This is a genomic window from Rhizobium sp. P40RR-XXII (genome assembly GCF_012641405.1).
In the GTDB taxonomy this organism is placed as follows: domain Bacteria; phylum Pseudomonadota; class Alphaproteobacteria; order Rhizobiales; family Rhizobiaceae; genus Rhizobium.
Genome location: NZ_JABAII010000014.1, coordinates 49975 through 75668 on the forward strand (window position 1 = coordinate 49975; position 25694 = coordinate 75668).

A 25694-nucleotide genomic window follows, 5' to 3' on the forward strand; every position below is an offset into this window, starting at 1 on the left:
CCGGTCCAAACCCGCGCCGCCTTAGCTTTCTATGCGAGATTGAGATTGTGAAGCTCGTGACCAAGCGTCAGAGCCAGCGCCTCGACAACCAGATTATGGTCTTCACGCTGTGGAAGGCCTGAAACGGTGACTGCGCCGATGCAGCCGGTGCCATTGACGAAAATGGGGAAGCTGCCGCCGGATGCGGCATATTCGACGCTCGAAAGGCCATTGTCCTCGATTGTTTTCCCCTGCTGCTGTAGTCGCAAGGCACTGGCGTAGCTGCTGCGAAAATACCGCAAGACCATGTTGCGCTTCCGGCGAATCCAGTTGGAATTGTCGGGGGTGGAGCCGGGTAACGCAACATAGAAAACCGGCATCGAATGCAGCGTGATATCGATTGCGACGCCCAAATTACGCTCGCTGGCCAGGTCGCGCAGCAGCTTGCCGAGTACCCAGGCGGTCGAAAGATCGAAAGCGTCGAAACGCAGCGTTTCCTCTTGAAGCTCGATACGAGCAAGGTCCTGATCGATCGTCATGGAAAGCCTTTCCTAAAAATGGATCGGCCTATCAAACGCGGAGAAAGGGATTTGTCCACCTATCTCTTTGGGACTTCGAAACCAAGCCGCCATTTCTGACCGATGAAGAGATCATATTCCTCCGGCTCAAATGCCTCGAAGCCTCCGCCGGGATAGAAGGTCAATTCGCCGACACGGACCCACTCCGCCGACGCATAGAGATCGACACGAACGAAATCGATATCATGCGCCACGGTTTCAGCGACATGGATCATTTCATCCAGCCGCGGCGGGCGCGCAACATCGCCCGGATAAAGGCCAAGATAATCCGGATCGTAAAACGGCAGCTTCCGCCAATCGGGCGTATAGTTGCAGGAGTAGCCTCGACCACCCTCACGTATGTCGATCTCGATATGAGAAACCTTGCCGTTGAAGGTGAAGAGCCGATAATCCCAAGGAACTCGGCCATCGACGAGCAACATGCTTTCTATGAGAATGCGGCGCTCCAATTGGCTGTAAGCCCACTCCCTGTTGTAGGAAGCATGATCGATCGATAGCCACTCGGCCGAAGGATCACTCTTGAGAAGCCGATCCACATCCGCCTCTCCATAAAGAAATCGCCCCACACCGCTCGCATGGGTCGGCTTGACCACGGCAGGCAAGGAAATTTCCGACCAATCCACGGAAGCCAGATCGGTCCCGACCCAAATCGTGGGAATGACATATTGGCTGCCAACCCGTTCCGCAATCAGCAGCTTGGCCTCGGCCTTGTCCACGAAGCGTGAAAAGAGAGGATTGCGATCGTAGAGTTTCCGCGCCTGCACCTTATCGGTAAAGGTTTGAGGTGATGTCAAATTGGGAAATTTGCCGCGGATGGTACGATATTTCAGAGCACAATAAGCCCTATCCGGCAAAGGCGACATAAGCCGCCACAGGAGATTGTGCATCCGCTCGCGCAACCCCTTCTGCAGATATCCGGGAATAAGAAATCCATCCCGCTCAGCAGCTCGATCTGTCATAGCAGCCATCTTGAATTTCAACTAGAACGCAAGTGAAAACTACCAGCCCGCCTTTAACACAAGGTTATGCGTCGGCCTTCAAGATAGATGACCATGAGCACGTCTGCATCCAATCTTCTTAGAAGCTCACTGATCAGCCTAGCAGCAACGTCCATTTCGCTGGCAGCGGGCGTCGCGAGCAGCATCATCGCCGCCCGCCTGCTCGGCCCCGCCGGGTCAGGCAAGGTCGCCTATGCATTGTGGGTTGCGACGGCGGCCGCAGCGCTGGCAGACATGGGCCTGCCCCAAACCTTGCTGCGCAATGCGGGGAACCTTTCGGGCAATGGCGACGCATGGAAAACATTGGTCCGTACGGCGCTGCGCAGCTTTCTCATATCCGTCGGCATGATCACCGCGGCCATTCTTCTCTATGCCGCAATTACCTACGTTCACCACGATGCACGCCATGCCTGGTTCTGGCTGGTTACCGGGCTCCTGTCCCTGAGTTATGCGTTCCATGTATTCTCGACCGCCGTCGCACGTGGAAGGAACCGCTTCGGTCAAACGGCCCGCACGACTTTACTGGGCGGAATTATGCAAGTTCCGCTCGTCTTTGCCGGAGCCTGGTTACTAGGCCCCACCGGCGCCTTGATCGGCTATGTCGCCCGCTACCTGCCACAAGCATTGAAATTGCGGGGCTACATCGATCCCGCCTCAAAATATTCGCGAAACGCGCTGACACCGGAAATGTTGCGCTATGGCCGGTATATGTGGCTCAGCGATCTCATCGAGATCCTCGTCCTCTCGCGCATAGAGTTCCTTTTTCTCGGTGTCTTTCTCTCTCCGACCAGTATTGGCTACTTCGCTGCAGGCCTCGGCCTAGCCGGCCTCATTGAACAGGTCATGCTCCAGATATCGCCAGCATTGATCGTCAGCTTCGCCGAGGCACACGCGCGAAATGACCAGCAAGCGCTTGATGAGGCATATCAACGTGTTATCCGCGTCGTCGCCCTGGTCATGCTGCCGATCAGCCTCGGCGGCGCAACCATCATGCCCGAGCTTTTGCCGCTGATGTTCGGCGATGCCTTTGAGCCTGCCATTCCGGCGGCAGCCACCCTGCTGGCCCTTGTCTGGCTCGCCGGCATGTCCGTCATCCCCTGGGGGATGATCGGCGCTTCCGGGCGCAGCGCTATTTTGCTGCGCATACAGATTGTAAGCGGCATATCGACGATATTGTTGTTGACGGCTCTCGTGCCGCTGTTCGGGCTCGAGGGTGCCGCTCTTGCTCGGGCAATGATCGTTACATTGACGTTCACCTTGCTCGGCTGGATGGCTTGGAAATATGCCCGCGTTGCTGTGCCTATGGCAGCCTTGGCAAAAACGATGCTCGCAGCTCTTCTATGCGCGAGCGCCGCAGGCTTCTGTGTTTACGGTCTCGACGGGCTAGCGGCGCTTATGACCGCCATCCCCGCCGGGGCAATTACCTATATGCTGGCAATCCGCTTTTTGCGCTTGGTTACACCCGAAGACGTACAGATTGTGATGGACACAGCGGCGACGAGGTTACCGAGAGCGTCACGTCCATTCGCCGGAAAACTGCTCGATTTCCTGGCGCAAGGCTAAAGAGATCACTGCGCTTCGAAGGCGGCGGCAAAAGTCTGCCGTGCAACCTCATCCCAGGTCATTATTCTATCGCGGAAAGCAGTCGAACGTCGCATCGCCAATGCCGCGTCGATCTTCTCTCGCCAGGCAACCTCTCCGTCAAGGCGATATGCAATCCCGTTGGCACGGGTAAAGGGAACAAGATCAGGCAGCAGGATCGGCAAGCCGCAATAGCTGTACTGCGCGAGCTTCAAACTTGATTCGGCGAGATAAACCTCAGTTGTTGTGAGCCGATAGGGAGCAATGCCAAAATCCGCATGCTGCAGATAAGGAACGATACTTTCGAAGTCCCGCTCGCCGTAGATCGTGACATTTGGCTGAACCCAGCCGCTCCATGCTGCGCCAAAAACGTGGAAATTCACATCCGGTGCAGCCGCTGCCATGGCAGCGACGGACGCCTGATCAAAGAGCATATTACCGATGGAAATTGCATTTCGACTGCCAGATTGATACGGCGACGGCTGTTCGCGATCAAAAAGGGTGGCGTCAACGCCCTGAGGAATGACACACACACGTCCCCCCGGTGGCAACATCGCACCCAGCCTTTCCGAAGGAACGCAAACCGTGTCGAAGCATCCAATCCGAGCGGCCTGAATCTCTTGCAGCAATGGTGCTGCACCTATGCTGCTCAATAGATCGCGGCAAAAATACAAGGTGCGTGCTCTCGAATTCAGCCTTTTGACCTTGTTAAAGAATGCAAGTGCCGAGCCGCTTTCGATCACTACCAAATCTGCATCGGCGATTGCGCGCCGTGCAAAAGTCGGAAGATAGCGGCCATAGAGCCGAAAGAAACCAGCATTTGCTACATTCAGAAAACGGTTGCTGGAGCTGAAGGCATGGAACGGAGGAAGATAAGCGCCTGCTCTCAAGTTAGCGGCGATAACCTGAAATCGGTTCGCCTGGTTTTGGGACAGTGCGCGAAAACGTGGACGATCCTTCAACAGGGTCAGCCAGCTATGTCCTATAGTAACAAAATCGACCTTATCTCCCTGCTCAGCCCAGCAGGACGCGATGAAGTGGATCGACGCCTTGCGGTAGCCGCGCAGAAACGCGTGTGACGTTAGAATCACGATCTTTCGTTGTTGCTTGGCCTCGCTTATGGCCAGCTCCGCATCCCCATTTGCCAAAGGCGATCCCCAACAGCGACCTTTCGCCGGTTTGTCTCATGACCGACATCAAAACGTCGTTGAGGTTGCGGCGGCGAACGATCATGTCCGGGGCGCTGATAGCCGCAACCAAGCCCAATCCGTAGGGATATGAACCGCAAAGCGTCTAACAGGCGGTTAAAGTAGCACCATCAATCATCACATTAATAGGTTGTGGTACTCGTTCTCGTGGATTTGATTGGAAGTGACTTGGCGAACCATCAATTGGGCTTGAAGCCGCGCAAGCTCTCGCTTGCCTGCAAGAAGCGAACAGGTCATTGATAAAGCTCTACGAATGTCCCGCCAGAGGAATACGCCTGCATGAATGCAAAATACGCACTGCCCGCCATCCTGGCCTGCACCTGCGCCGCAACGCCAACTCTGGCTGACAGCCCAGCGCAGATGGTTCTGCGTGATGGCTTCGACGGTACGGATTTCGCACCGTCCGGCCATCTCTATTATCGCGATAACTTCGAGCAAAAAGCGGGGGCGATTGAATTTCAATCGGAAGTCAAGCGGACTGGCCCCGGCGCATTGAAGCTGAGTGTCAAACCATTCTGCCCGCCCGGCAAAGCGAATTGCAGCGAAAGAGCGGAGATCTGGGAGCGCACCAAATATCGCGTACCTTACGATCAGGGAGTTTGGTACGGCTTTGCCGTGAAGTTCGCCGATCCCATCCCGTCTGGCGATCATCGTTATCTCATTGCGCAATGGAAACGCGAAATCGGGCCGAAGGCAGAGGGGGATTTCAGTCCCTTCCTTGCCCTGCGCCTAAACAACGGCAAGCTTTTCGCTACGGTGGAAACCAACTACGTCGCGCCGACCAAGAAGCGCAAGCCCAAGAGCGATGGGGAAATTTGTGGTGACGGCGAAACGCCAGTTTGGTTCCGGCCAGACACCAATCAGATGCGTGCATTGGTGGCGACGGATAATAATTGGAATGACGTTGATGGTGCGGAGTTCACCAGCTGCACGAGCGCAATCAAGGTAATAAATCGCGGCAACAAGCTACCAACGCCTGCTTCGGGATGGATTGATTTTGCCATCTACAGTAAACCTGGCCCGGACGGCTCAGGTCATATCGAAATATTCGCCAATAACAAATGGATCGTCTCTGTTACCGGCCATATTGGACACGCAGACCACGGACTGGGAAAGAACCAATACTTTAAATTTGGTCCATATCGTGCCGCCGATACTACTGTATGGACCCTCTACTATGACGATTTTCGTCGTTCGCCGCATTGCGCCGATGTATTGCCGGACCCCAGTCTGTGTCCCATGAAGTGAGATGGTAGACGGAGTCGCGCCGGTCATTGATAAACATCGCTAGGGAACGCTACAAAAATTGCTTTTTTTAGCAATTCGGCCGAACTTTTTCTCCTTTCGTTAGTTATCTTCTTTCGTGAAGGAGGTGACCGGAATGCTTACTACTCATCGCGATTGCAAACAGCACGTGAAGAGGAATGCAATACCATCCCTCGGTGAAATCGAAGGGAGGGTAGCGGTTCTCGAAATCGTTGCTCAATCTGCATTGACGCACGTCTTCGACGAAGGAGAAGTCGATATTGACGCTGCATTGCTCGCACAAATTCGCAGAGCCATGCATCACAAGTGCAAGGAACTGAAACTCGACGGAGAAGACACGGCATCGGCACTTTCATATGCCGAAGAGTTGATCGAGGCCGCAGTCAGGGCGTCCTATCCAATTCACCAATGATGCCTTCCAGACCGAAGCTCGTATTATCCCTTCTAGTGGCGCTGGCGATTACGCTCGGCGTCCTTTTGTTTGTTGCGCCACATGACACAAAGGACAGGCTTGCACATCCAACAGCCAAGCCTGGCGAGCATCAAACTCTGCAATGATGTGCTCGAAAAGAACCCTTGTTACATTAGGAGACAAGCTACCTGTTCCATATCAGTCTGACGTTAACGTCGAGCAATGAACGCGGTTGCAAATTTCCAAAACCAAAGCAGTGTTCGCTTTACCCCGCCCGGTATAGCTCCAACAATGAATGGTGTAGCGAATGTCTATGATGGTCAACGCGCCGCTTTATCCTGACGACATTGATGTCCTCGCAGGCGCACTCTTCGCCTGGTGCGCAGAGCGGAGCATAAGACTGCAAAGTCAGGACGGCCTGTCCGCGGCCAACGTGGCTATCGATCTCTACAATGCCGGCTATCAAACCCAGGACCAGCTTCTGGGCGCGCTGTATGACTACGAATTTCATTGATGATCGGCCGCCCATTCGCCCTCAAATTCGTAATATCACGGCATTCTGACGAACCGAGGCAGCGGTTCCGTTTCAGTTATAGGAAGCCTTAATCGATAGCCCCTCTCTCAAAACATCGGCGATACAGTCCCGCTCTTCAAGAATGCCGGCCCATTCGTCGCGATGGTATGTCGAATCATAGATTAGCGTAAAAGGACCCTGATAACTGGCCGCGGTGGAAAGCTTGACGCAACGAATATAATCCTCGGCATCAAGGCCAGCCGCTGAATAGCGCCCCTTTGCATGGCAAAGTTCGGCGCGGCCCATGATTCTCGCGAGATCATCATATTTGCCGACACGCTCCCAATTGCCAAAATCCCCGTTGAGGCCAACTTTGCCGCCCAATGCATCGAGAAGTCGGTTGACCTCCGCCGGACCTGGTAAGAGATCGAACCAATTTTCGGCGTGATTGGCGACACCCTCGAAGAGCGATCGCCGTGCAAGGAATGCGAGCCTTGACAAGGGATTCAAATAACAATTTGAAATCACTGGTAAATATTGCGTTCTACAGTCCGACGATTTGAACGCTACAACCCCAATCCATACCTGGCAGCTTCGAAAAATATCAGAGATGCACGATCGAATTCAGCCGAAGAGAAACCTCAAGCAGATCCGCCCTACACTCCTGCCGCAACACGAACACGGTGCGGGTGATGTCACGAGCCAGGATTGGATTCGGCGATTCATCATCGCCAATCTCCCTGTCCAGCCTGTTCCCGGCATTCCGGACATTCGTTTGCATAAAGCAGGCCCGCAAAGCGGGTTGCGACGCCTCGCGGAGCGGGATTCGCAGTTCGGTTCCCCCTATTGGGCACATTATTGGGGAGGAGGCCTGGTCTTGGCGCATCATCTTCTCGACAAGCCCGCAAGTGTGGCCGGTTGTCGTGTGCTTGATCTGGGCGCCGGTTCGGGAGTTGTTGGGATTGCGGCCGCAAAGGCGGGTGCGGCGGAAGTCCATGCCGCCGACATTGATCCCTGTGCAATCTCAGCCATCGAGCTCAATACGACATTGAATGGAGTAACGGTCAATGCGATGCTCTGCGATTTGACGAAAGGAGAATCGCCTGACGTCGACGTGATATGCGTCGGAGATCTTTTCTATGAAGCAGCACTTGCTGAGAAAATCACAGCATTTCTGGATCGCTGTCTGGCGCAGGGAATTATGATCTTGATTGGTGACCCATGGCGCGCGCATTTGCCGACATCGCGACTTCGGCTTCTGGCGGAATATGCAGTCGCGGATTTCGGCGAGGATACCACAAGGACGCACCCAGCCGGCGTCTTTACATTTGAATGAGGCAAGTCACCAGGAGGAGATATTCAGCAGTTTGCAGCGACAACCCGGGTTCGGACCGCAATCGTCGCTACGATTCATGCGTTCATCTTGGCACGCCTGCGATTTCCGCGCTCCAATCGCTTGGCCAGTTCGGCAAGTTCCGGGCTTGCCGGATCGAAGACGGGCCGCGCATCATCCGGCAGCCAATGGTTTTCATGCTTGGGCGCTTGCGGTTTTACCCGATCGAACCGACCAGACGCATTCGGCATTATCGGCGCTATGCGCGACCAATCCGGTTCCTGCAATATCGGTAAGCCGGCGAGAAGCACGCTGGCAAGATTCTGGAATTCGCTCTGAATGCGCCGCTCAGCCGTACGGCGCACGCGTCCCGTCCGCGCACAGAAATCCCGGAAGGAGCCGGCAACGTAAGGCGCGGCAAGGCAAACGGACCATCGCGAGAGCAGGATGCGCCGTTCTCCCTCCTTGACGTGAACCCGCAACCATTCCTGCAAAACCTCCTCCGCCCGGCTGATCGCCGCCGCACTTGGCCGATAATGAGTGCGCATATCCCCATGCACCATTGCCTCGGGTAAAACCTCCGGCCAAAGCGTCCGCATTCTGTCCGGCCGGACGCCGCGCACATCGAGATGGACCATCGTGTCGGCAGCCTCGACGAAGCGGGCACGGACAATCAGGCTCAAATCGGCGATCTCTGCCGCGCGAAGAGATAGGGTATCAAACCGCAAGGCGGACTGGTGCATCAAGTCGTTTCTCCAATTCCTGATAGATCAGCGTGCGCAACGTCGCGCGAACGGGCCAAGGCCGCCGCGCCACCGCGTCTGTGCGTAATGTAGCGAGCGCGATATCATCGAAGGCGCCTAATAAAGCGCCTGGACGTTGCAGCGCCCAATCCTGGCGCTGCGCGAGAACATCGGATACCGCACCGATCGTGTCCGACCAGAGTTCGTCCCGATTGCCTCCGGTCTGCCGGATGCACCGCAAAACGAAGACCAGATGGCCATCGCCGTAGCGGCCCCGGATTTCCTGCATCGTCCCACGCGCATGGCTTTCTGCCGGGGCGCGTCGCCGATGGACCGGAACCAGCTTGATGCCGAGCCCATCGAGAATAAAATCCAGCCTGCCTTTGGTCATGACAGCTCAACTCTTTTCGTCAGTGAATTTGATGCTTTGCCATTCCAACAAAAGGATCAGGCAACGCCTTCGGCGGTTCCTGTGGCGGTGGCATGCTTCGGTTTGAAGAAGGCTTCCGCCTTGGAAATTGCCTCGACCCTCGCCCCATCACGCAGCATCGGCGTATTGAGATAGGCAACCATCGCCTCGCCAGCGGCGGCCTTCGCTGCATCCTGCGTCGCAAAGACGATGGGTTCGCCGCGACTATCCCGGACTATCTCATTTGTCGCCCGGTGCACCTTCCGGATCCAGCCGTGATGACCGCCGGCAACGGCTTCGGTTCCGATTTGAAATTGGTTCATAGCAACCTCCTCCAGCCGACGGGCCGGATCTGTCTGTTGAGTGTTCTGTTGGGTTTTGATGGGGAGCGTCAGCCCATTTCGGCGAGACGTGCCGGTTTCTCGGCGCGAGTATTTTCCTCTTTAGCGACCCGAAAGTGGATCTGATCCCCTTCCGGCGCGCCACAATCTTCATCCTCGCCATATGAGCATGGTGATCTGCAAACGATCGATTTTACCGCGATCAGCATGGTGCCGAAGAAAAGTGCTGCGCCCACGCAAGCCAGAAAGCCCTGCAGCAACTCGCTCATGACAATCTCTCCAGATCGGGCGTTTCATCGGCTGGCTCGCCAACGGTTATTTCCACTGGCTCGATGGCAAGATCGCGGTCCTCACAATGCAGTTCGATAATTTCCGCAATCAACAAGATGCGCCGACAGCCGGGGCAGCCCCAGAAGCGGTCGAAATATCCCGAGCGAGACGATGCCCTTCTGCCCCTTCTGCCCCTTCTGCCCCTTCTGCCTTTGGTCATACCCGTCACCTTTCAATACATCCGACCTAAAATCCGCACATCAGTCCGCGCGTACGGGCTTGCAGCAGTTTACGCCGCAGCCCCCTTGATAAACACCAATTATGTTGATAATAAAGGTTATGTCAACATGATTTATGTTGTAAATTTTGCAAGGGTCGAAAAATGCAAAAATCCATGGGCGAACGACTGAAGGCGGCCCGCGAAGCCGCAAACTATCCATCAGCCACGAAGGCAGCGGAAGCGCTCGGCGTGAGCCTGTCCACCTATCGCGCGCACGAGAACGGACAGAACGATTTCAGCGCCGAAATCGCCAATCGCTACGCCAAGAAATTTGGCACCTCGGCCGGCTACCTCCTGACAGGAGAAGGACCGCGGACGGTTGCGCGCGCGCTGCCGACCATCGTCACCTCCTTCGATCCCGACGTGCAGGATCAAGACGGATTTGCCGAAGATGGCGAAGAGCACAGCTATAGCCGCGAGCATTGGACGCCGCAGATCGCGGGCGCGATGCCCGAGGTCGATGTCAAATTGGGAGCCGGAAGCGGCATTATCGGCGAAGTCATCAACCTTCCCGTCGGCTCCGGTAACGTCGCCGGGCATAAAATCGTCGCGGAATGGCTTATTCCCACAGGCTATTTGCGGAATGAGGCAAAGGCTTCGCCGAATCATACCATCATCATGGAAGTCGTCGGCGATTCCATGCAGCCGACCTACATGCCGGGCGATCGCGTGATCGTCGACCTCTCCCAGAACCAAATGACGACGGACACCGTCTATGCTATCAGCGATGGCTATTCCGAACCGCAGATCAAGCGCCTTCAGCGCGTGCCCTTCACGCAGCCCGGCCAAGTGAAGATCATTTCGGACAATCCCGCGCTGGAAACGTTCACCGTCGAACTCGAGCGACTGACAGTCATCGGCCGTATTTGCGGACACATTGCCCGCAAGTAGAGAATCCATATGGGCAAAAAACATCTTTGGTGTCGACCTCAGCCTGAACAACATAAATAATGTTGACACGCATTATGTTTGCGAGCAATATCCCCTTCAGGAGCCGTTGGCCCTGAAAGGAATAAGCGACCATGAAAGACAAAAAGTTTGCGCGAAGTCAGCGAAGCCGGACAGTCCACGGCATCAATGTTCGATCCGAAGAGATGTCGGAAGGAGATTATCGCAATGCTTAGAGCACCGATTAATATCTCGTGGGGATCAGCCGAGACTTCGAAAGCCGCTGGCCTTCAAGGGGCAAACCTCTTCTCTGCATCGATCGCACGGATGGAGGCATGATCATGCAGGCCAGCCCCGCCTTCTCCTGCGAATACTCATTCGACGAACTCAACATTCGCCTCTGCGATCGCTGGGAAACCGGGCTGTTGCTCTACGGGCGCGCTGAATTGACGTCAGCCGGAGATGATTACGAAGACGAATTTTACGTCTCGGCTATCCGCCTCGATGGTGGCGCGAGATTGGCGAGGCCGAGCCTTTCGAACGCTGCCAGCAGCTTCGAAATGGAGCTATTTCGACGGATAGCCACGGTCATTGAAGATGACAAGACATATGTCGGCCGTCACGCAGCAGAGCTTTTTGCCAATGAACTGGAGCAATGCCGGCAAATCGATCATGATGAGCCCCGCAAGATTGAGCGAGAGCGAACTCTCGAGCCGTTGATGATCGGAAGCGTGCGACGGTCACAATCAGACCGTTCTGGGGTGGTAAATGGAAGTTTCACAAAGCGAGTTCGAAGAGATCCGTCGGCTTGAGGAAGAATTGCATCGTCCCGAAATTCGGAAATCAGCGGATACGGTGGCAAACCTTCTCGCGAAAGGCTTCGTCGAATTCGGCAGTTCCGGGACGATCTACGATGACAGAGACGAACTCATTATGAGCCTGGCGGCGGAAAAGGCGGAACCGCCCTCGCCGCCGGTCACGGCACGCGATTATACCTTTCGGTCAATTTCCCCTGACGCCGTCCTCGTTACATATCGAAGCGTTCGATCTGCGGAAGGAGACAGGCCGGTACGGCATGTCCTGCGAAGTTCGATTTGGCGGCGCATCGATGGTCGATGGCAGATGATATTTCATCAAGGCACGCCGACAATGCCTGATTGCTAAAGCCCCCTCTTCGGAGCTCCGCTCAAGAGCTGACTAAAGCCCGCGCTAACGTAGCCGTGGCGCGGCGCTATGCGTCTTGCCATCGTCTGCGGCTTTGTCGATCTCAAGCCCGTCAGCCATCCGAATGAGATCGGCAACCGAGTCCGCCCGGATGCGGCCCGCAAACCGGTACCGGTGTGACGTACGCTGACAGTAGTTTTCCGTTCGTCGGATGCTACGCTGACAGGCAGTTCACGCATGTCCGCCTGCCCCGCAGCCATGAAAATGAAACTCATATCAGAGCGGAAATTTTCACCATCCAGCGGTCTGTCATCAAAACCGAGCTTTCCTGCAACAACAGCTTTCAAAACAGAGAACAGAAAATAGTTTAGTTGCAAATATTCATGCCTTGCAGCAGGAATACCCAATCGATTCCACTATCATTTCGGCGTTTATCTGGCCCTTAGCCCCCGGAAATTCCGAAAGATGCCCGTACTTACATTTTCAAGGCAGAGTAGAAGGTGCGATGGGATTTTCACTCAGAACATTTGGAGAAGTCACTCTTCTGGATGGGCAGGAACGCCAAATAGCATTCCCGAAGAAAGCACTGCTGATACTTGCCTATCTGCTTGCAATGAATAGCAGATCCGTAAGCAGGACGAGCATGGCACGATTTCTTTGGGGTGAAGGCGACCAGGCAAACTCATTGACGAACCTGCGCAAACTCGTTTCCCGCGTCAGGAGCCGGCAGTCGGACCTCAATGCCGAATTTCTAACCTTTGACGATACGGATATTTGCCTTGTCCAAGGCGCGTTAGCCAGCGACATTGTCCCCGCGCACGCGGACGCACCAAGGAGCCCGCTGGACAGCCTTGCCCTCCTGGCCAAGGGGCTGCAATCCAAATTTCTCGAGAGGGCGAATTGTCAAAGCAGGGTCTTCATCGACTGGCGGGAGAGTGAAAGGAAACGCCATCGCGCGATGTTGAAAGAAGCACTTGAGACCGCCGTAAAGCTTCCGGCGGCGACCACCGATGTTGCTCTCGTCAAGGAGGTGGCCCTCCTTCTCTTCGAAGCCGAACCTCAGGACGAAAATACCCATCGCATATTATTGAAGGCGTTTGACGTCGAAGGCGGCCTGGAACAGCTCAGGCGCATATTCGCACGCCGCACGGATCTCATCTCATCATGGCCTGCAACGTCTCCGGCATCGCCACGTTCGCCGACGTCTGACATCGCTTCACATTCCGCAATCAGTAGCGCGCCGGAACAGGATGCCGCAACACGGCCCATCCTGCGCATACCGCGTCTTGCCTTGCTGCCGCCCGGCAACGACGGTCCCGATATAGCCGCAACCATGGTCGCCTCCTCGCTGATCGAGGATATCACGCTCGGCTTTTGCGCCTTGCACAGCCTGCGCGTGATCGCACCCTATTCCGCCGTCCAGATTAGCCGCCAAAGCGACAATCAACTTGCGCTTTTCGAGCGCTACGACATCAATTACGTCCTGGAAACCCGATTGAGCGGACCGAATGGCGATCTCTCACTATTCGCACAGCTCATCTCTTTGCCGAACAATGAGGTCATCTGGGCGGAGCGTTTCAACTTCGGCAAACTGGATCTGGTTCGCAATAAGGGCACGATCTCCCGGCAGATCGTTCTCGCCGCCGCCGCGGAAGTAGAGCGCCATGAAATGACCCGTGCCTATTTCGAGCAGGATCCGGCGGCCTACCACCAATATCTTGTCGGGCAGCAATATCTCCATCGCCTGACCCTGCCGGATATGCGTCGCGCCCGTAGGGAGCTGAAGGCCGCCCTTCATCAGAGCGCCGATTTTGTGCCAGCGCTCAGCGCCATCGCCCGCACCTATACCAACGAATGGCTGCTGACCGCCCGCGGCGATAATGAACTGTTGAAATCGGCGGAGGACTTCGCGACGCGCGCCATCTCAATTCGCAATGACCTGTCCGATGGCTATCGCGAGCTTGGTGTGGCCAAGCTCTTCCAGGGCTCCATCGACGAGAGCGTGGAAGCGCTGGAAACGGCGGAAACGCTGAGCCCGCATCACGCTGATGTCATTGCCGATCATGCCGACACGCTGGTCCATTTTTCCCAGCCCGGCCCGGCACTTGAAAAAATCCATCATGCGATGGAGCTCAATCCCATCAACCCGGACCTCTATCTTTGGACTGCCGCCGGCGCGAGCTATACTCTCAGCCGGTTCCAGACTGCTCTCGATTACATCAACCAGATGGCCGACCCCAGCCTCGCAGACCGGCTTGCGGCAGCAAGCTGGGCAATGCTGGGCCATCAGGACGAAGCGCGCATGCTGGTACGCCGCGTCCGCGAAACCAATCCCGACTTCGATGTCGACAGATGGCTGTCATTTGTCCCAACCAAGGAGCAATGGCACAAGGATCTCTATCGCGAGGGTCTAAAAAAAGCGGGTTTCTGATTATCGCCGTCGCCTGCCGGTGATCTGCGCCAAAGGTGATCAGCCAGGGCAATAATGCTTCTGCGTTGGCTGGCAATTGCCGTTCGGCGCCGTGATGCGCATGGCATGCCCTTCGTACTCCATTCGAAACGCCCACTGTGTTAGAGAATACGCAATCCAAATCCATCAACATGGAAGACCCTATCGTTGACCACATTACGCGCAGAAAAACCGGAGGATATCGACACCATCCGCAAAGTCACCATCGCCGCCTTCGAGAACGCGGAGCATAGTTCCGGCACGGAGGCCGCAATCGTGGATGCATTGCGAAACGCGGGAGCGCTGACCGTTTCACTTGTCGCCGTGGAGAATGACCAGATCGTCGGCCATGTCGCCTTCTCGCCCGTCGCCGTCGAATCCGGAGCCGAGAAATGGTACGGCCTCGGCCCGATTTCAGTCCGGCCCGATCAGCAAGGCCACGGCATTGGAAAAGCGCTGATAGAGGCAGGACTGGCCCGCCTGAGAGAATACGGCGCCAACGGCTGTGTTGTTCTCGGCGATCCCCGCTACTACGCCCGCTTCGGCTTCACGAGCAACCCCACCTTGCGCTATGCCGACGTGCCCACCGAATATTTTCAGTACATCGTGTTCGAGGGAGCTGTGCCAACCGGCGCAGTTGCATATCACGCTGGATACGATGCTACTTGATCAGGAGAAAATGGTGGGCCCGGAGGGACTCGAACCCCCAACCAAGCGGTTATGAGCCGCCGGCTCTAACCATTGAGCTACAGGCCCGGCGCGAAAAAGCTTCGCGCTTGCGACTCCGGAGCAATGGTTCTCCGCAGCCGACTTGGCTCTAACCCAATTTCTCTTTTCCGACAAGGGACTGCCGTAATACCTTCACAATCAATCCGCAAAAGCGAATCCTGAGGAATTATCAACCAAGGAACGAACATGCTTCGGAAGAAAACCAGAGATTTTGCTCTTGCCGCTCTTGTCAGCGCCACTTTCTTCGTGCCTGCGGCAACCGCCTTTGCGGAAGACGCCAAGTCGCCGGAAGCCGTCATCACCGTCACCGGTGAAGGGCATGCGACGATTGCGCCGGACATGGCCGTTGTGACGTTGTCGGTCGTCCAGCAGGCGAAAGCAGCCCAGGATGCGCTCGACCAGAACAATAAGGCCATGGGCGCCGTACTGGCGACGCTGAAGGAGAGCGGCATTGCCGAGCGCGATCTGCAGACCTCGGGCTTTTCGATCCAGCCGCAATATACCTATCCCAACGACAAGGATGGCCGCGGCCAGCCGCCGGTCCTGACCGGTTATCAGGTGACGAACGGCCTGACCGTTCGCGTGCGTGATCTCTCCAAGCTCGGCGGACTGCTCGACCAGGCAGTCAAGCTCGGCATCAACCAGGGCGGCGATATTCAATTCACCAACGACAAGCCGGATGCGGTCCTTGAAGATGCCCGCAAGAAGGCGGTTGCCGATGCCGCCGCCAAGGCGAAGACCCTGACGGATGCCGCCGGCGTCAAGCTCGGCCGCGTCATCGCTATCAATGAGGGTGGGATCGCTGCTCCGCCGCAGCCCTACATGCGCAGCATGGCCGCAGCCGCGCCGATGGACAAGGCCGTGCCCGTCGCAACCGGCGAGAATGAGTACAACGCGTCGGTCAGCATCACTTACGCGATCCAGCAATAGAGCAGTTCCAGGAGAAGTGCTGAGCGGTTTCCGTCCGGAATTGCGAGACAACAAAGAGATGGAGCGGTTCAGAGTTTCCGTGAAAAGCTGAACCGCTCTTGACCAAAACAAAACCGCCCTTCGCTCAAATCCATTCGGATCGAGCAAAGGACGGTTTCGCGGCCCCCGCCAAAAAAAGCGAAAAGGTCAACATGAAGAGCGGGCGCCTTGTGCGCCCGCAATGTTTATCAGCGGCCGAGCATCGGGCAGCCGCGAACATTGGCAAACATCATCGTGTCCGCGCCGCGGCGACCGAAGCCATCGACGATAACACGTCGCGGCGTCACATCCACGACCCGGGCACGACGCAAGCCATAGCTGCGGGCAACGTCGATAGCCTGACGCGGGTCGCAACCGCGACGGTCAAAGCGCGGAGGCGGCCGATCATAGTCCGGCGGTGGCGGACGATGCCGGCCCGGACCGACATAGATATCCACGCCCTGTGCGGAAGCAAAATCCGCCGTGCCTGACAGCGCAGTTACTGCAACGGCAACGGCGACCCCCAACTTTGCCAGCATTTGTTTCATTATCTTCTCCGTGAAGCAAAAGCGCCCCTCATCTCCGCAGGATTTACCGAGCGAACGGGCAAGACGTAACGGCGCGATACTGAACGAGCTCAGAATCAGCCATTCATCCAATATTCAGCTACAATGAACGCTAAAGTGACACCAGATGGCCGATAATAGCATAGCGTAAAAAATAAAGCCGCCTCCCTTTCGGAGGCGGCTTCGAATCCATCGAATAGATGTGGAAAACCTTGGTGCGCTGCAATCAGCGGCGGATCAGCGGGCAACCGCGAACGTTTGCGAAGACAACGCGATCCGGACCGCGGCGACCGAACCCTTCGACCACGACGCGGCGTGGCGTGATGTTGTCGATGCGGGCGCGGCGCAGGCCCATGTCGCGCGCCTTCTGAACGGCAAGGCCCGGCGAGCAGCTGCGGCCGCGATAGTGGTCATAGCGTGCCTGCTGGATACCCGGGTGGAAATCGTTGGCCGATGCAGAGACGGCCGTTGCGGAAATGGTGCCGAGCGCGATGAGAGCTGCAATACCTGCCTTGGCGAAAAGATTGGTCATGGTGTTTCTCCTTCAAGTCCTTGCTACGGATCGTTGCAATCCCGTTATCTGCCCCGTTGATGGCCGATGCCTTTGGGATTGAGGGCACGTTAGGTCCGTCAAGCTGAACCGAACGCGAATTGGCCGTTCAGATTGTATTCATGACGATTAACAACCGATTGACGCAAAGGCATAAAGGGCTCAGGTGGAAAAATGCAGCACGATTTCGCGCCGGTGCGGCCGGTCGCGATGCTCGAAAAGATAGATCCCTTGCCAGGTGCCGAGCGCCAGCCGGCCGCCCATCACCGGAATGCCGATCGAAACCTGCGTCAGCGCCGCCTTGATATGCGCCGGCATATCGTCCGGCCCCTCCATCGTATGCACGATCCAGCGCATCGAAGGATCGGAGGATGGCGGCACGAGCCGGCTGAAGAAAGCCTTCAGATCCGTCTTCACATCGGGATCGGCATTCTCCTGAATGAGCAGGGAACAGGAAGTATGACGCACGAAGACGGTCAAAAGCCCCTCGCCGCCGGCCGCCGCCGTCCGGACGAACTCCCTCGCCTGATCGGTGAATTCGTAGAGCCCCTGCCCGTGGGTGGAGAGCGTAACAGCGGTTTGCGGCATGGCATTCCCCCACGTGGCGATAGATCCGCATCAGGTCGGGCGCAGTGGCCGGAATGTCAAGCCCGGCCACTGCTTACCGACTATAGTGCAATGGCGATTTTGAAGCCGCCATAGATCATGCGCTTGCCATCGAAGGGCATGTTTTCCATGTCATCCTTCAAACGCGGATCGGCCATGACCTTGGCCAGGATCGCATCGCGGCTCTCCCGCGATTCATAGGTGATCCACGAAAACACCACGACCTCGTCTTCCGTCGCCTGCACCGCACGCGGGAAGGAGGTGAGTTCGCCATAGGGCACGTCGTCGCCTATGGCCTCGACATAGCTGAGCGCACCATATTCGCGCCAGACCTCGCCGGCTTTGCGCGCCAATGTCTTGTACGGCTCGATCTTATCTTTCGGTACGGCAACAATGAAACCGTCGACATAGGACATTTCTGCCTCCTTTGTTCTATGCTCACCTTTGAAGGACGATCGGCGATGACCGGATCCGACATGGGTCCAGCACTTTTCTGCTTCGGCCTGACCAGATGGAGCGGACAAGAATTTGCCACAGCGCCCATCCGAAGGAACGCCAATGGAGATAGAATACAGGAACAATCCGAATCTCGGAAATGAGGCGCTCAATGCCCTGTGGGCTTCTGCATGGGGCGCATCCTCCGCGCGGGATTTCCAACCGATCCTTTCCAGAAACCTCGCCCATGTCGGCACGTTCGCCGATACGAGGCTGATCGGCTTCGTCAACGTCGCTTGGGATGGCGGCATTCACGCCTTCATTCTCGACACCTGCGTCGACCCGGCATTTCGCCGGCAGGGCATCGCGACCGCCTTGGTCGAGCGGGCAAAAATCCTGGCTCGCGAGGGCGGTGCTGAATGGCTGCATGCCGATTTCGAGCCGCATCTTGCCGGCTTCTACCGGAGGCTTGGCTTCGCCTCCACCGAAGCCGGCCTGATACGACTGCGCGATTGAGATAGGTGCCTAGAGCCGGATGATTTTAGGTCGAATCGACCTAAAATCTGAATCCGCCCTAGAATCAAAGAAGTAGAGCGTGATGTCGTCCGAAAACCGCCCACACTTTTCGGCATCACGCTCTAACCCTACGAGTGGACCTGCGAAAGCAGCCAGTTACGGAACAGGGCCGCGGCTGGATTTTGCAAGGCGTTTGGCGGATAGACGAGATTGTAGCTGGCAGCGGCCGGCTGCACCTCGACAAAACACCGAACCAGCGTCTTCTCGGCAAGATCGCGAGCGACCAGGGAGCTGCGAACGAGGGCGAAGCCGTGGCCTTGCCGGCAGGCTTCAAGCATATCGGCGAAGGAATCGAACAACGGCGCCTCCTCCACGGCCCGCGCAATGTCGAAACGCGGAGTTGCCTCGTCGTTGTTTCCGCCGGTGATCTGCTCGTACCAGCGTTGCCAATCCAGTATCGTATGCCGCATGCCGGCGTAACGCAGCAGCGGTGCGGCCCTTATGCCCTCACGCGGCGGCAATCGTTCGGACAGCTCCGGCGAACTGACGACAAATTCCTCATCCGTCAGCAGTTCCTCCTGCGTGAGGCCGGCCTCGGCACGGCCAAGCCAGATTGCCAGATCGGCACCGCCGGGCTGGAAATCCGGGCGCTGATAACCGACGGCCATTTTCACTTCGATTTTCGGGTGACGCTGGCAGAAATCCGGCAATCGCGCCGCCAGCCACTGGCTCGAAAACTCCGGCGAGACGGAGACGGCGACGCTGCGAACCGAGACACTCGCACGTGCCTGATAGAGCGCCGCTTCCAGTTCGAAAATCGTGCCGGCAATCGCGGGATGCAGGCGAGCGCCCAAGGACGTCAGCCTCGCGCCGTTTCGGCCTCTGTCGAATAGCCGCCCGCCGATCCAGCCTTCGAGCTGCGCAAGCTGATGGCTGATCGCCGTCTGCGTCTGCCCGATCCGCTCCGCGGCGCGACCAAAACCTCCGGTTTCGGCGATCGCGCAGAATGTCTGCAGCACGGATAGCGGTGGAAGCGGCCTCTTTCCCATGAAAATCCCGCATGCTTTCGAGCGCAAGACTTCATTATACACGGCATTATTTCAGGCGCATCTATCCATTCTCGAAAGTTTGGAGATCGAGATCAGATGAATATCTTTCATGATTATCGCTACAGGCCATGGATCACGCGACTTTTGCTCCGACAAAGCAGCGTTAAAAAACGGTCGCATGCGAAGGGCAACGGCAAGCGGGATGCCCTGCCCCCGGCGAACAGGCATTTGCTGCGAGATGTGGGGCTGGAGAGCCTCGCGGAAGCGCGTCGAGCCGATAAGAACCGTTAGCCTCTGAGCGTCTTCACCTTCGTCAGATCCGGAAAAAGCCGCATCCAGAGCAGCACCACGAATATGGTGCCGAGGCCACCGACAATGCCGGTCAAGACCGGCCCAAGCACGCTTGCAAGCATGCCGGACTCGAACTCGCCAAGCTGGTTGGACGTGCCGATGAAAAGCGAATTCACGGCATTGACGCGGCCGCGCATGGCGTCCGGCGTGAGGAGCTGCACGAGCGAACTGCGCACGACAACGCTGACGGTATCGGATGCACCGACGACGAAGAGCGCGGCGACGGATAGCAGGATATTACTCGATAGCGCGAAGACGACGGTGGCAACGCCGAAAATCAGCACCGCGAACAGCATCTTCTTGCCGACATCCGTCTGCAGCGGCCGCCGCGCCAACCAGATCGACATCACCAGCGCCCCGATCGCCGGCGCGGCGCGCAAGAGGCCAAGTCCCCATGGCCCGGCATGCAGGATATCGCGCGCAAACATCGGCAACAGCGCCGTTGCGCCACCGAGCAGGACGGCAAAGAGATCGAGCGAGATCGTGCCCAGCATGACCGGCCGGCTTTTGATGAAGGAGACACCGGCAAAAACAGAGCTCAGCGTCATCGGTTCGCGAGATGGGGCCTGTTTCTTCTCGAGGCGGATCGAGATGACATTGATGCTGGCAACGACATATAGCGCGGCCGAAGCGGCGAAAGGAGCGACGGGGCTGACGCCATAGAGCAGGCCGCCGAGCGACGGACCGATGATGAAGGCAGTCTGCATCATCGATGTGGAGGTGGCGATGGCCACCTGCAACAGCGAGGACAGCACGATGTTGGGCAGCAACGCCGCCATTGTGGGACGCTCGAAGGCCGTTGCCGCGCCCATGACGGCGACGGCGGCGAGGATCCCGACGGGACCTATCCAGCGCTGCCAGACGGCCACGGCCAGTACCAGTGCAGTCAGCGCTTCGATCAACTGGCAGGCAAGACCGATGCGTCGCCGATCGAACCGGTCGGCGACATGGCCGACGACGAAGGTCAGGATGACCATGGGCAGGAATTGGCAGAGGCCGACGAGCCCAAGGAAAAAGGCGCTGTGGGTCTGGTCATAGATCATCCAGCCCATGGCGACGGTCACGGACTGGAAGCCTATCGAGGAAAAAACGCGCGATGCCGCAAAGGAACGGTAGCCAGAGTGCCCGAGCACGCTCGGCCGGTCTTGAGTCTGCAGGGTATCCATGGGCTTTCTTCGTCCGCCTGCACAGATGCGCGGAGACTCGCTTTTCAATCGTTCGAAATTCTATCGAAGCCCCTGCTCTGCCTGAACCAGCGGCTTGTCAACCGCGTTTTTGCTGTCGTTGTGAATTCATTGCAGATGACAGATCAAATCGCGGTGAAGACGAGCTGAGAAGCCCCTGCGTGGCCGTGATCGACCAGTCGACGCCCAGCTCCGCCGCAATTGCACCGACCAGCCTCGGAACGTCGCTTCGCGCCTCCTCGTGCATCGCCTCCGCGACGATCAGCGCGGAGCGCGTGTCGTCGCGTACCGCGGATAGGCCGCTCTGCCGATTGGTCCATCGCCGGGCATGCGCCTGTCCGGCCTTATCGGCAAAGATCACCTCCCGCGGTTCCGGATGCTCCGTCTCGCCGGAAAAAGTCAGGTAACTTTCGCTGCCGTCGGCATGCCGCACTTCGAGATCACCGGATATTTTCGCGAGATCGAAAACGGCGACGGGAATGGCGAACGCAATCGAGATGGCATTGCAGAGATCGACGAGCGGATGCAGCCGCGGCAACGATCCCTCCTGGCGAAACCGGCGAAGCAGCGCTTCGGACGCGCAGCGATATTGCGTCGGCTTCAATCCCATCTTCGAAAACGTCCGCCGCCAGGCCTGTATTTCAGGCATCTCGCTTTCGCCGCCCTGCGCCAGCCGGTCGGCGGCAATCGTATGATATCGCGCGATACGATCCGAGACGTCGACATTGGAACTGATCCCTTCAGCGAACAGCACGCCGGGAACCAGCTCGGGAAACTCGCTCCACATCTCGTTCGAATGGCGGAAAAACATGGGCATCTCCTTCTGCATGGTTTTGCTTGGCACCGCAGAAAACCCCGTCATCATCCTCCGGTCTTGAATAAAATTGCGGACGCCTCAACCGATGGCCGCGGCATAGACGCCTGGCGAAAGGCCGAAGTTGCGGACGAAAGTGCGCGTCATGTGACTTTGATCGGCAAAGCCGCTGGCAAATGCCGCTTCCGCCAAGGACGTGCCCATGGCAATCAATCGGCGGGCTTCCTGTATCCGGCGCTGCAGGAGATAGGCGTGGGGCGTGAGTCCCGTTGCCTTGGCGAACGCTCGCAGGAACTGGAAGTTGCTCAACCCACATGAATCAGCGAGGTCGGCAAGGGTCAAAGGGGCGGCGGGATCGTCATCGATCAGATCTCGCGCCCGGCTGATAGCCGCGGGAACTGCGGCATCACGCGAGCTGCCCGGCCCCTCGCCCATCGCGGTGGCAACAAGCGATAGGAGCAAACCATCCCGCAAAAGTGCGTTCTGCGATGCAGTGCCTATTACGAGCGGAAACAAGGTTTTGAGACATGCAGCCATCTCGTTGTTGCGCATGACGGGCGACGGGAATTCCGCCGCTCCAAACCTGCCCTCGCCGATGTCGCGCAAGAGATCGGCGATGAGGCGAGGATCGAAATAGAGCATGGACCAGGCGCGGCTCTCGCCGACGGGCATGCCGTCATGCACCTCGTTCGGGTTGACGCTAATGACGTCGCCGGCTTCGGCCCGTACCATCCCTCGCCCGCTGAGCGAAGCCTGTGCGCCGGCCTCGATAACCCCGATGCCGAATTGATCATGCGTATGCTTGGGAAAGCTGTGGCCTGTTTCGGCCCTGACAGCCTCGACGCCGGCAACGCTGGAACGGTATATACTGAATTGACCGGACTTCATCCGCACCGTCTTCCTATGCCGCCAATATCGCTGCAGCGATGGCAGCAGCGCGTGCCATCACCTTTGAACGGCAATGATTGCGCGCCCGCAATCAGGAAGCAAGGCTCAGGCGCCTCCGGCCCCTTTGCCGTCTTCTGCCGTCACTAGTGCCGCCTGTGTGTTGCCGGCGACGGCCGTCGGCAGCGGTGTGCCGCGCTTGCGCTCGCGCGCCAGCGTCAGCAAGCCGGAAAAGATGATGAGTACGATGCCGACGGCCATCGGCATGTCGATGCTGTCGTTGAACAGCAGGTAGCCAAAGGCGATCGCCCAGAGCATCTGGCTGTATTGCGGCGGCGCGACCAGATTGGCGGGCGCCATTTGCGCGGCGTTCAACAGCAGGACGCTACCGAAAGCGCCAAGCAGGCCGTAGCTCGCCAGGAATATCCACTGCGTCGGCGTGGGCATGGTGACTTCGGAGAGCATGAGAAAGCCACTGACGATGAGGGTTCCGAAGAGGCCCGCGCCGTAGAGCGAAATGCGCTTCTCCTTCGAGCCAAGCGCGCGGTTGATGACAATGGAGATCGCCGCGGCAAGGCCGCCGATCGCCGCGCAGAGGTGGCCGACCGAGAGTTCGCGAAAGCCCGGACGCAGGACGATCAACACGCCGACGAAACCGAGAATGACGGCCGTCCAGCGCTGCCAGCGCACATCCTCCTTGAGAAAGATCACCGAGAGAATGGTCACGAAGGACGGCAGCAGGAACAGCAGCGCAAAGGCCTCCGCCATCGGCAGCATGGTGAAGGCGATGACGGAGCAGATGGCGCCGGTCGCGCCGCAGACGAAGCGCAGCAGCCACAAGGGACGGTTCGACGTCCTCACCATGTCGGTCCAATCGTCTTCCCGCCGCTTTAGAAACGGCACGGCGGCAAAGCCGAACAGCGCGCCGATGAAGGCGACCTGATAGGAGGGAATGACCCCATGCAGGATTTTGATCGAAGCATCGCTGAAGGCGAAGACGGCATAGGACGCGAATGCCACAAGGACACCACGCAGGGTGGAGCGGCCAACGGCCGCGGAACTGGAATCGGCTGTAATCGAGGACATCGGAATCTTGAGAAAAATGCGATGGGAGGACATTGAATCAGTGAGATACAGGCAATTGTATGATGAAATGAGCTGAATTTCGATTGGGTGGAAATAAACTATTGTTTCAGCCTGGAGGCATAACTGTGCGTATCATCAAAATGCAGGCAAACCGAGCCTCTCAAGCTGATTTTTAGGGACACGTCCATCGTTCGTATATGAAAAGGCCGTGACCTTCAAAGCTGCATCGTCAACTTGGCACCTGAAGGCAACTCGATACCAACCTTTTGAGGTCGGAACCGCCACCCCGTCGGCGGAGACACCGGTATCACTCCGCATAGTAGGCGAGAATGCCGAATTGACATAATTTGGCGCGTTAAATTCATGCCCAAATTGAGCTAGAGCTTCACTACGGCAAAGATACGAAACGCGCTCTCTACGTGGCATCTTCTTCCAGGCATCATAATTGCTCTTGGACAGTCGAGCCATCTCGACATCTGAATAAAGCTTTTTCGCGCGGACAGCCATCTTCGTCGCGTCTGATTTAGGCTGCGCTTCAGTGACTAATGCAGTGCCGCCAGTCGGATTACCTTGACTGCTCGAAGCGGACTGGTCTTGAGAATTTTGCTGAGAGGGAGAGGGCTTTACCGCCGGAACGACAATCTGTGGCAGATCTTTTGCTTCATTCTTGGCCTGCTCTGCAGGAGCCTGCTGTTTCAGGTCGGATGACGCCGCCGGCGGCTGCACCTGAAAATCCGAAGGCTCCTTGGTCGCAAGAACATCGGGCGCCGATGATGGGGCCTTGGTGGTCGAGTCACTTGCCGGCGGCTCAGCCGCATTTGCCGTCTGGTCCTTGGCATCAGCCTGCTGCTGGGCATCCTGCGCCTGTTGCGTTGCCTGCGCTTGTGCAACTGTCTCCGTGGCTGCCTCTGCCTGTTGCTCGGCCGCAGCATTGTTTGGCTGCATCGTAGGTGTATCGTTCCGCTGCTCCGAGGTGCCGGCCTGCTGTGTTGTGGTCGGATTCTTCTGATCGCCGTTCATGTCTGGAACAGGTACATCTACGACAGAAGGTTGCTGCTCGGCCTTCTCAACGGGCTTCTCGGCGCCGGGATCGTCAGGCTTGGGTGCGGGCTTTTCCGCCTTCTCCACCGGCTTGTCGGCCTTCGCTTCATCGGGTTTGGCGGGAGGCTTTTCAGCCGGCTCCTTGCCTTGAGGGTCGGATTGCTTTGGAGGCTGGTCGTCCGACTTTTTCCCCTGAGGCTGCTGCGGCTCCTCTTGGGTTTCGGCCGTCTGCTGCGCCGGCTTCTCGTCGGGTTTCGTCGTCGGCTTCGGAGGCTGGTCGGGCTTCTCGTTCGCCTTCGTCGCAAGCTCCTGCTTTTCCTCCTGCTGCGGCACCAGCTCGACATTGACGCTCTGCTCGGGCTTTGCCTCCGGCGGCGCCGGCAGCAGCGGCAGCAGAAAAATCGCGACAAACAGGACATGCAGAAGGATCGACAGGACAAAGCCCGGCCTTATCTCCCTATCCCGTTTTTCCGTCACCTTTTCCATTGCTTAGCGGACGGTTCGTGAGCAGAAAGCAATCA

Annotated in this window: 31 protein-coding genes and 1 tRNA gene; 12 read left to right on the forward strand and 20 right to left on the reverse strand. The window is 57.5% G+C overall.

What is annotated here, in order from left to right; all coding sequences use genetic code 11:
• Positions 1-29: 29 nt before the first annotated feature.
• Entirely contained in the window at positions 30-518 is a 489-nt protein-coding gene (locus HGP16_RS23490) for a heme-degrading domain-containing protein (protein WP_168842409.1), read from the reverse strand.
• A 59-nt stretch (positions 519-577) separates the two neighbouring features.
• A complete protein-coding gene (locus HGP16_RS23495; protein WP_168842410.1) occupies positions 578-1516 on the reverse strand; it encodes an ATP-grasp fold amidoligase family protein in 939 nt (312 codons plus the stop codon).
• Positions 1517-1603: 87 nt separating this feature from the next.
• Here HGP16_RS23495 and HGP16_RS23500 point away from each other — a divergent pair, with 87 nt between their 5' ends.
• Positions 1604-3118, forward strand: coding sequence for a lipopolysaccharide biosynthesis protein (locus HGP16_RS23500; protein ID WP_246705584.1), 1515 nt, complete (start codon positions 1604-1606; stop codon positions 3116-3118).
• 5 nt (positions 3119-3123) lie between these two features.
• Here HGP16_RS23500 and HGP16_RS23505 read toward each other — a convergent pair whose 3' ends face one another.
• On the reverse strand, positions 3124-4284 hold the full coding sequence (locus HGP16_RS23505) for a polysaccharide biosynthesis protein GumK (protein ID WP_205926625.1): 1161 nt from the start codon (positions 4282-4284) through the stop codon (positions 3124-3126).
• Positions 4285-4623: 339 nt separating this feature from the next.
• Between HGP16_RS23505 and HGP16_RS23510 the strand changes: the two genes are divergently transcribed.
• The 3 genes from HGP16_RS23510 (at position 4624) to HGP16_RS23520 (ending at position 6536) form a co-directional block, all read left to right on the forward strand.
• The gene (locus tag HGP16_RS23510) at positions 4624-5592 is read left to right on the forward strand and encodes a polysaccharide lyase (RefSeq protein ID WP_168842411.1); all 969 of its coding nucleotides are present in this window, start codon (positions 4624-4626) and stop codon (positions 5590-5592) included.
• A gap of 133 nt (positions 5593-5725) precedes the next feature.
• On the forward strand, positions 5726-6022 hold the full coding sequence (locus HGP16_RS23515; protein ID WP_149634850.1) for a hypothetical protein: 297 nt from the start codon (positions 5726-5728) through the stop codon (positions 6020-6022).
• Positions 6023-6329: 307 nt separating this feature from the next.
• Positions 6330-6536 carry a hypothetical protein gene (locus tag HGP16_RS23520; protein ID WP_168842412.1) on the forward strand — a complete coding sequence of 69 codons (207 nt, stop codon included), beginning with the start codon at positions 6330-6332 and terminating at the stop codon, positions 6534-6536.
• 72 nt (positions 6537-6608) lie between these two features.
• Here the strand turns inward: HGP16_RS23520 and HGP16_RS34745 are convergent, their stop codons facing one another.
• A complete protein-coding gene (locus tag HGP16_RS34745; RefSeq protein ID WP_409526859.1) occupies positions 6609-6842 on the reverse strand; it encodes a hypothetical protein in 234 nt (77 codons plus the stop codon).
• A gap of 304 nt (positions 6843-7146) precedes the next feature.
• Here HGP16_RS34745 and HGP16_RS23530 point away from each other — a divergent pair, with 304 nt between their 5' ends.
• Positions 7147-7872 (forward strand): 50S ribosomal protein L11 methyltransferase, encoded by a 726-nt coding sequence (locus tag HGP16_RS23530; RefSeq protein ID WP_168842413.1) that lies wholly within the window; start codon positions 7147-7149, stop codon positions 7870-7872.
• 74 nt (positions 7873-7946) lie between these two features.
• On the opposite strand, the gene HGP16_RS23535 is transcribed toward HGP16_RS23530, so the two are convergent.
• The 4 genes from HGP16_RS23535 to HGP16_RS23550 form a co-directional block, all read right to left on the reverse strand.
• Positions 7947-8612, reverse strand: a complete 666-nt coding sequence (locus HGP16_RS23535; RefSeq protein ID WP_168842518.1) for a DUF6362 family protein — start codon at positions 8610-8612, stop codon at positions 7947-7949.
• On the reverse strand, positions 8587-9003 hold the full coding sequence (locus tag HGP16_RS23540) for a hypothetical protein (protein WP_168842414.1): 417 nt from the start codon (positions 9001-9003) through the stop codon (positions 8587-8589). The genes HGP16_RS23535 and HGP16_RS23540 overlap by 26 nt, the downstream gene beginning before the upstream one ends.
• 56 nt (positions 9004-9059) lie before the next feature.
• Entirely contained in the window at positions 9060-9344 is a 285-nt protein-coding gene (locus tag HGP16_RS23545; protein ID WP_168842415.1) for a hypothetical protein, read from the reverse strand.
• A 68-nt stretch (positions 9345-9412) separates the two neighbouring features.
• A complete protein-coding gene (locus HGP16_RS23550; protein ID WP_168842416.1) occupies positions 9413-9631 on the reverse strand; it encodes a hypothetical protein in 219 nt (72 codons plus the stop codon).
• Between the two features lie 383 nt (positions 9632-10014).
• Between HGP16_RS23550 and HGP16_RS23555 the strand changes: the two genes are divergently transcribed.
• From HGP16_RS23555 to HGP16_RS23565, 3 genes are all read left to right on the forward strand, one after another.
• On the forward strand, positions 10015-10803 hold the full coding sequence (locus HGP16_RS23555) for an XRE family transcriptional regulator (RefSeq protein ID WP_168842417.1): 789 nt from the start codon (positions 10015-10017) through the stop codon (positions 10801-10803).
• Positions 10804-11135: 332 nt separating this feature from the next.
• Complete coding sequence (locus tag HGP16_RS23560) at positions 11136-11612, forward strand: hypothetical protein (RefSeq protein ID WP_246705585.1); 477 nt, start codon at positions 11136-11138, stop codon at positions 11610-11612.
• Positions 11569-11964, forward strand: a complete 396-nt coding sequence (locus HGP16_RS23565; RefSeq protein WP_168842418.1) for a DUF4440 domain-containing protein — start codon at positions 11569-11571, stop codon at positions 11962-11964. Before HGP16_RS23560 ends, HGP16_RS23565 begins: the two co-directional genes overlap by 44 nt.
• Here the strand turns inward: HGP16_RS23565 and HGP16_RS23570 are convergent.
• Entirely contained in the window at positions 11961-12371 is a 411-nt protein-coding gene (locus HGP16_RS23570; protein ID WP_168842419.1) for a hypothetical protein, read from the reverse strand. The two genes, HGP16_RS23565 and HGP16_RS23570, sit on opposite strands and share 4 nt — an antisense overlap.
• Before the next feature lie 236 nt (positions 12372-12607).
• Between HGP16_RS23570 and HGP16_RS23575 the strand changes: the two genes are divergently transcribed.
• Together HGP16_RS23575 and HGP16_RS23580 are read left to right on the forward strand one after the other, a co-directional pair.
• Complete coding sequence (locus HGP16_RS23575; protein ID WP_312867334.1) at positions 12608-14395, forward strand: hypothetical protein; 1788 nt, start codon at positions 12608-12610, stop codon at positions 14393-14395.
• 186 nt (positions 14396-14581) lie between these two features.
• Positions 14582-15082 (forward strand): GNAT family N-acetyltransferase, encoded by a 501-nt coding sequence (locus HGP16_RS23580; protein WP_168842421.1) that lies wholly within the window; start codon positions 14582-14584, stop codon positions 15080-15082.
• 11 nt (positions 15083-15093) lie between these two features.
• Here the strand turns inward: HGP16_RS23580 and HGP16_RS23585 are convergent.
• Positions 15094-15169 (reverse strand) — tRNA-Ile (locus HGP16_RS23585).
• A 159-nt stretch (positions 15170-15328) separates the two neighbouring features.
• Here HGP16_RS23585 and HGP16_RS23590 point away from each other — a divergent pair.
• Positions 15329-16072 carry an SIMPL domain-containing protein gene (locus HGP16_RS23590; protein WP_168842422.1) on the forward strand — a complete coding sequence of 248 codons (744 nt, stop codon included), beginning with the start codon at positions 15329-15331 and terminating at the stop codon, positions 16070-16072.
• 227 nt (positions 16073-16299) lie between these two features.
• Here the strand turns inward: HGP16_RS23590 and HGP16_RS23595 are convergent, their stop codons facing one another.
• The 4 genes from HGP16_RS23595 to HGP16_RS23610 all read right to left on the reverse strand — a co-directional run bounded on the left by HGP16_RS23595 (position 16300) and on the right by HGP16_RS23610 (position 18228).
• The gene (locus HGP16_RS23595; protein WP_168842423.1) at positions 16300-16638 is read right to left on the reverse strand and encodes a hypothetical protein; all 339 of its coding nucleotides are present in this window, start codon (positions 16636-16638) and stop codon (positions 16300-16302) included.
• Between the two features lie 244 nt (positions 16639-16882).
• The gene (locus HGP16_RS23600) at positions 16883-17188 is read right to left on the reverse strand and encodes a hypothetical protein (protein ID WP_168842424.1); all 306 of its coding nucleotides are present in this window, start codon (positions 17186-17188) and stop codon (positions 16883-16885) included.
• Between the two features lie 180 nt (positions 17189-17368).
• Positions 17369-17794 (reverse strand): secondary thiamine-phosphate synthase enzyme YjbQ, encoded by a 426-nt coding sequence (locus HGP16_RS23605; protein WP_168842425.1) that lies wholly within the window; start codon positions 17792-17794, stop codon positions 17369-17371.
• Between the two features lie 80 nt (positions 17795-17874).
• The gene (locus HGP16_RS23610) at positions 17875-18228 is read right to left on the reverse strand and encodes a DUF1428 domain-containing protein (protein ID WP_168842426.1); all 354 of its coding nucleotides are present in this window, start codon (positions 18226-18228) and stop codon (positions 17875-17877) included.
• Positions 18229-18370: 142 nt separating this feature from the next.
• Here HGP16_RS23610 and HGP16_RS23615 point away from each other — a divergent pair, with 142 nt between their 5' ends.
• Positions 18371-18763, forward strand: coding sequence for a GNAT family N-acetyltransferase (locus HGP16_RS23615; RefSeq protein ID WP_168842427.1), 393 nt, complete (start codon positions 18371-18373; stop codon positions 18761-18763).
• A 128-nt stretch (positions 18764-18891) separates the two neighbouring features.
• Here the strand turns inward: HGP16_RS23615 and HGP16_RS23620 are convergent, their stop codons facing one another.
• The 6 genes from HGP16_RS23620 to HGP16_RS23645 all read right to left on the reverse strand — a co-directional run bounded on the left by HGP16_RS23620 (position 18892) and on the right by HGP16_RS23645 (position 25659).
• Positions 18892-19812 carry a LysR substrate-binding domain-containing protein gene (locus HGP16_RS23620; protein ID WP_168842428.1) on the reverse strand — a complete coding sequence of 307 codons (921 nt, stop codon included), beginning with the start codon at positions 19810-19812 and terminating at the stop codon, positions 18892-18894.
• A 287-nt stretch (positions 19813-20099) separates the two neighbouring features.
• A complete protein-coding gene (locus tag HGP16_RS23625; protein ID WP_168842429.1) occupies positions 20100-21329 on the reverse strand; it encodes an MFS transporter in 1230 nt (409 codons plus the stop codon).
• Between the two features lie 97 nt (positions 21330-21426).
• A complete protein-coding gene (locus HGP16_RS23630) occupies positions 21427-22158 on the reverse strand; it encodes a B3/4 domain-containing protein (RefSeq protein ID WP_168842430.1) in 732 nt (243 codons plus the stop codon).
• Positions 22159-22242: 84 nt separating this feature from the next.
• Positions 22243-23049 (reverse strand): AraC family transcriptional regulator, encoded by an 807-nt coding sequence (locus HGP16_RS23635; RefSeq protein ID WP_168842431.1) that lies wholly within the window; start codon positions 23047-23049, stop codon positions 22243-22245.
• Positions 23050-23154: 105 nt separating this feature from the next.
• On the reverse strand, positions 23155-24132 hold the full coding sequence (locus HGP16_RS23640) for a DMT family transporter (RefSeq protein WP_168842432.1): 978 nt from the start codon (positions 24130-24132) through the stop codon (positions 23155-23157).
• Between the two features lie 135 nt (positions 24133-24267).
• Positions 24268-25659: a DUF930 domain-containing protein gene (locus tag HGP16_RS23645; protein ID WP_168842433.1), complete on the reverse strand. Its 1392-nt coding sequence runs from the start codon at positions 25657-25659 to the stop codon at positions 24268-24270.
• Positions 25660-25694: the final 35 nt, after the last annotated feature.

Coding starts and splice junctions, on each gene's coding strand:
- HGP16_RS23560 (WP_246705585.1), top strand. CDS start 11,136: ATGATCATGCAGGCCAGCCCCGCCTTCTCCTGCGAATACTCATTCGAC.
- HGP16_RS23500 (WP_246705584.1), top strand. CDS start 1,604: ATGACCATGAGCACGTCTGCATCCAATCTTCTTAGAAGCTCACTGATC.
- HGP16_RS23535 (WP_168842518.1), bottom strand. CDS start 8,612: ATGCACCAGTCCGCCTTGCGGTTTGATACCCTATCTCTTCGCGCGGCA.
- HGP16_RS23540 (WP_168842414.1), bottom strand. CDS start 9,003: ATGACCAAAGGCAGGCTGGATTTTATTCTCGATGGGCTCGGCATCAAG.
- HGP16_RS23565 (WP_168842418.1), top strand. CDS start 11,569: ATGGAAGTTTCACAAAGCGAGTTCGAAGAGATCCGTCGGCTTGAGGAA.
- HGP16_RS23510 (WP_168842411.1), top strand. CDS start 4,624: ATGAATGCAAAATACGCACTGCCCGCCATCCTGGCCTGCACCTGCGCC.
- HGP16_RS23515 (WP_149634850.1), top strand. CDS start 5,726: ATGCTTACTACTCATCGCGATTGCAAACAGCACGTGAAGAGGAATGCA.
- HGP16_RS23595 (WP_168842423.1), bottom strand. CDS start 16,638: ATGAAACAAATGCTGGCAAAGTTGGGGGTCGCCGTTGCCGTTGCAGTA.
- HGP16_RS23610 (WP_168842426.1), bottom strand. CDS start 18,228: ATGTCCTATGTCGACGGTTTCATTGTTGCCGTACCGAAAGATAAGATC.
- HGP16_RS23530 (WP_168842413.1), top strand. CDS start 7,147: ATGCACGATCGAATTCAGCCGAAGAGAAACCTCAAGCAGATCCGCCCT.
- HGP16_RS23495 (WP_168842410.1), bottom strand. CDS start 1,516: ATGACAGATCGAGCTGCTGAGCGGGATGGATTTCTTATTCCCGGATAT.
- HGP16_RS23490 (WP_168842409.1), bottom strand. CDS start 518: ATGACGATCGATCAGGACCTTGCTCGTATCGAGCTTCAAGAGGAAACG.
- HGP16_RS23615 (WP_168842427.1), top strand. CDS start 18,371: ATGGAGATAGAATACAGGAACAATCCGAATCTCGGAAATGAGGCGCTC.
- HGP16_RS23630 (WP_168842430.1), bottom strand. CDS start 22,158: ATGTTTTTCCGCCATTCGAACGAGATGTGGAGCGAGTTTCCCGAGCTG.
- HGP16_RS23545 (WP_168842415.1), bottom strand. CDS start 9,344: ATGAACCAATTTCAAATCGGAACCGAAGCCGTTGCCGGCGGTCATCAC.
- HGP16_RS23620 (WP_168842428.1), bottom strand. CDS start 19,812: ATGGGAAAGAGGCCGCTTCCACCGCTATCCGTGCTGCAGACATTCTGC.
- HGP16_RS23600 (WP_168842424.1), bottom strand. CDS start 17,188: ATGACCAATCTTTTCGCCAAGGCAGGTATTGCAGCTCTCATCGCGCTC.
- HGP16_RS23590 (WP_168842422.1), top strand. CDS start 15,329: ATGCTTCGGAAGAAAACCAGAGATTTTGCTCTTGCCGCTCTTGTCAGC.
- HGP16_RS34745 (WP_409526859.1), bottom strand. CDS start 6,842: ATGGGCCGCGCCGAACTTTGCCATGCAAAGGGGCGCTATTCAGCGGCT.
- HGP16_RS23550 (WP_168842416.1), bottom strand. CDS start 9,631: ATGAGCGAGTTGCTGCAGGGCTTTCTGGCTTGCGTGGGCGCAGCACTT.
- HGP16_RS23520 (WP_168842412.1), top strand. CDS start 6,330: ATGTCTATGATGGTCAACGCGCCGCTTTATCCTGACGACATTGATGTC.
- HGP16_RS23640 (WP_168842432.1), bottom strand. CDS start 24,132: ATGTCCTCGATTACAGCCGATTCCAGTTCCGCGGCCGTTGGCCGCTCC.
- HGP16_RS23635 (WP_168842431.1), bottom strand. CDS start 23,049: ATGAAGTCCGGTCAATTCAGTATATACCGTTCCAGCGTTGCCGGCGTC.
- HGP16_RS23575 (WP_312867334.1), top strand. CDS start 12,608: ATGGCACGATTTCTTTGGGGTGAAGGCGACCAGGCAAACTCATTGACG.
- HGP16_RS23605 (WP_168842425.1), bottom strand. CDS start 17,794: ATGCCGCAAACCGCTGTTACGCTCTCCACCCACGGGCAGGGGCTCTAC.
- HGP16_RS23625 (WP_168842429.1), bottom strand. CDS start 21,329: ATGGATACCCTGCAGACTCAAGACCGGCCGAGCGTGCTCGGGCACTCT.
- HGP16_RS23645 (WP_168842433.1), bottom strand. CDS start 25,659: ATGGAAAAGGTGACGGAAAAACGGGATAGGGAGATAAGGCCGGGCTTT.
- HGP16_RS23555 (WP_168842417.1), top strand. CDS start 10,015: ATGCAAAAATCCATGGGCGAACGACTGAAGGCGGCCCGCGAAGCCGCA.